At 59.2% G+C, this 3,293-nt stretch carries 3 protein-coding genes and 1 pseudogene; 3 read left to right on the top strand and 1 reads right to left on the bottom strand.

Translation table 11 applies throughout. The annotated features are described in order from the left end of the window. Positions 1-349 (top strand): annotated as a pseudogene (locus tag AC1DRJ_RS22275) (dermonecrotic toxin domain-containing protein); the annotation flags it as partial. A gap of 11 nt (positions 350-360) precedes the next feature. Here the strand turns inward: AC1DRJ_RS22275 and AC1DRJ_RS22270 are convergent. Beyond that, positions 361-1,167, bottom strand: a complete 807-nt coding sequence (locus tag AC1DRJ_RS22270; RefSeq protein WP_477804041.1) for an IclR family transcriptional regulator — start codon at positions 1,165-1,167, stop codon at positions 361-363. 163 nt (positions 1,168-1,330) lie between these two features. Between AC1DRJ_RS22270 and hmgA the strand changes: the two genes are divergently transcribed. Both hmgA and AC1DRJ_RS22260 read left to right on the top strand, forming a co-directional pair. Further along, on the top strand, positions 1,331-2,635 hold the full coding sequence (gene hmgA / locus AC1DRJ_RS22265; protein WP_477804040.1) for a homogentisate 1,2-dioxygenase: 1,305 nt from the start codon (positions 1,331-1,333) through the stop codon (positions 2,633-2,635). A gap of 3 nt (positions 2,636-2,638) precedes the next feature. After that, a partial coding sequence (locus tag AC1DRJ_RS22260; RefSeq protein WP_477804039.1) for a fumarylacetoacetate hydrolase family protein occupies positions 2,639-3,293 on the top strand: 655 nt, incomplete at its 3' end.

The following is a 3,293-nucleotide window of genomic DNA, read 5'->3' as shown; positions in this document are numbered from 1 at the left end:
GGTCATTCCTCCGTTAGGGCTAGCGGTCGCCGCGATACAAATTACCAAAAACATTCTTGAAGGTGCGCAGGCTTATCACGATGGTGATAAAAATAAAGCCATCACCCATTTCAAGGGGGCGTTGATTGATCTGGCTCTATTGGGCTACGGCAAATACAAAGAACTGGGCAAGGGCGCAATCACCTCGGCGCAAAAAACGCTGATCGAACTCGCGGGTGATGCGAAGACAGTGGCAGACCTTGTGTCCAAAGCCACGGGGCAAAACGTCCCGCACGAAGTGCTGCAGCAAATCGTCAAGGACGTATTGGCTGACTCAGAGATGCGAGATAGCAAGACCATCGTGCGTTAGTACTGCGGCGATTAATCGTTGATCGGACTCACTGCATGGATGGGGTCATAGCCCATCCGCCAACTCACGGCCCGCGTCGCCGCCAGCAATCGCTGTGCCGCCGGGCCGTTTTCGTCGGCGTGAAACAACGAGGTCGGGCCGACTATGGTCATTACCGCTGCTACGGTCCCGACCGCGTTGAAAACCGGTGCCGACAACGCATCGACACCGGGCATCAGTAGACCATGCACGTGATGCAGACCGCGTTCGCGTATCTGCTTGCACAGCGTCGAGTAGGCTTGACCGTCCGCCAGAGCGTGGGCAGTGGCGGTCAGCAATTCCTGATCGCGTAAATCCACGGTTTCGCGTTTGGGAAGAAAAGCACCAAACACCAGCCCGGTGGACGAACTCAACAGCGGCAACACCGACCCCAACTGCGTCACTACCGTCACCGCGCGCACGGCAGGTTCGATGTGCACCACGGTCGCACCCTGATTGCCCCACACCGCCAAAAAGCAGGTTTCATTCAGTTCATCGCGCAACTCGGCCAGGGGCAGGGCGGCGACTTTCAGCACGTCCATACTGTTAAGTGCGGCCAGCCCCACGCGCAGGGCTTCACGGCCGAGGCCGTAATGGTTGGTGGCGGAGTTTTGCTCGGCAAAACCGCTGGCGATCAGCGCCTGCAAATAGCGGTGAACCTTGCTCGCCGGCATCTGCACGTGCTCGGCCAGGCGCGAAAGCGAGGTCGATGGCGACAACTCGGCCAAGGCCTTGAGAATGTCGGTGCCGACTTCGGCCGAGCGGACTTTTTGCTTGTCGTTGTTGCGCGGCGTTTCCATGGAGGCGGTCTGATCCGGGACGAATGGGCGTCTTTATAGCTTGACGGTCAATACCAATCAAATTACGTTATGCGTAATCAGATTACGATAAAAATAACCCAGGCGTGCCGAACCTCTGCAACAGAGTGACAGGTTATCGCCTTCTCCCTGTTCAGGAGGCTCCATGAACCCTGATTCAACCGCGCCAGCGCTGGCTTATCAGTCTGGCTTCGGCAACGAGTTCAGCAGTGAAGCGTTGCCCGGCGCGTTGCCCATCGGCCAGAATTCCCCGCAAAAAGCCCCGTATGGTCTCTACACCGAATTGTTTTCTGGCACTGCGTTCACCATGGCCCGCAGTGAAGCGCGGCGTACCTGGATGTACCGCATTCAGCCATCGGCCAATCACCCGGCGTTCGTCAAACTGGATCGACAACTTGCCGGCGGCCCATTGGGTGAAGTGACCCCCAACCGCCTGCGCTGGAACCCGTTGGAGATCCCGAGCGAGCCCACCGATTTCATCGATGGTCTGGTCAGCATGGCCGCGAACTCGGGTGCGGAAAAACCGGCCGGAATCAGCATCCATAGCTATCGCGCCAACCGCTCCATGGAGCGCGTGTTCTTCAATGCCGACGGCGAACTGCTGCTGGTGCCGGAGCTCGGTCGTTTGCGCATCGCCACCGAGCTCGGCGTGCTGGACCTGGAGCCGCTGGAAATCGCCGTGCTGCCGCGCGGGCTGAAGTTCCGCGTCGAATTGCTCGACCCTCAAGCGCGAGGTTACATCGCCGAAAACCACGGCGCGCCGCTACGTCTGCCAGACCTGGGGCCGATCGGCAGCAATGGCCTGGCCAACCCGCGGGACTTCCTGACGCCGGTTGCGCATTACGAGAACCTTAAACAACCGACCACGCTGGTGCAGAAATTTCTTGGCCAGTTGTGGGGCTGTGAGCTGGATCATTCGCCGCTCAACGTGGTTGCCTGGCACGGCAATAACGTGCCGTACAAATATGACCTGCGCCGTTTCAACACTATCGGCACGGTCAGTTTCGATCATCCGGACCCGTCGATTTTCACCGTTCTGACGTCGCCGACCAGCGTGCACGGTTTGGCCAACCTGGACTTCGTGATCTTCCCGCCTCGCTGGATGGTTGCCGAGAAAACCTTCCGTCCACCGTGGTTCCACCGCAACCTGATGAACGAATTCATGGGCCTGATCAAGGGCGAGTACGATGCCAAGGCCGAAGGCTTCGTGCCCGGCGGTGCGTCCTTGCATAGCTGCATGAGCGCTCACGGCCCTGATGGCGAAACCTGCACCAAGGCAATCAACGCGGACCTTGCGCCGGCGAAAATCGACAACACCATGGCCTTCATGTTCGAGACCAGCCAGGTATTGCGCCCGAGCCGTTTCGCCCTCGATTGCCCACAATTGCAAACCAATTACGATGCCTGCTGGGCCACACTGCCCGCCACTTTCGACCCGACCCGGAGATAACTCATGACTCAGACAACCATCACTCGTAGCTGGGTTGCCTCCGCCAACGGCCATGCCGATTTCCCGTTGCAAAACCTGCCTTTGGGTGTGTTCAGCGTGAACGGTTCAGCCCCGCGTAGCGGCGTGGCGATTGGCGAGCATATTTTTGATCTGGAAGCAGCGCTGGAAGCGGGCCTGTTCGATGGCGCTGCCAAAACCGCCGTCGAAGCCACCCGTGGCGGTCAGTTGAATGCGTTTTTCGAACTGGGCCGCGAGGCTCGTGTTGCCCTGCGTGAACGCCTGATCGAACTGTTCAAAGAAGGCAGCACCCTGCACGGCAAGATCGAAGCCCAAGGCGCAAAACTGCTGCCCTTGGCGGCCCATTGCGCGATGCACCTGCCAGCGAAAATCAACGATTACACCGACTTCTATGTCGGCATCGAGCACGCGCAAAACGTCGGCAAACTGTTCCGCCCCGACAATCCGCTGCTGCCGAACTACAAGTACGTGCCCATCGGCTATCACGGTCGTGCATCAACTATCCGCCCGTCCGGCACCGATGTCCGCCGACCGAAAGGGCAGACCTTGCCGGCCGGTCAGACCGAGCCGACGTTTGGTCCGTGCGCACGTCTGGATTACGAACTGGAACTGGGCATCTGGATTGGTCAGGGCAACGAGA

This window comes from Pseudomonas sp. P5_B2, from assembly GCF_056400445.1.
This window is presented reverse-complemented; position numbering and strand designations above follow the sequence as displayed.

Bases quoted from the DNA above. Each gene is read 5' to 3' on its own strand.
- AC1DRJ_RS22270 (WP_477804041.1), bottom strand. From the start codon at position 1,167: ATGGAAACGCCGCGCAACAACGACAAGCAAAAAGTCCGCTCGGCCGAA.
- hmgA (WP_477804040.1), top strand. From the start codon at position 1,331: ATGAACCCTGATTCAACCGCGCCAGCGCTGGCTTATCAGTCTGGCTTC.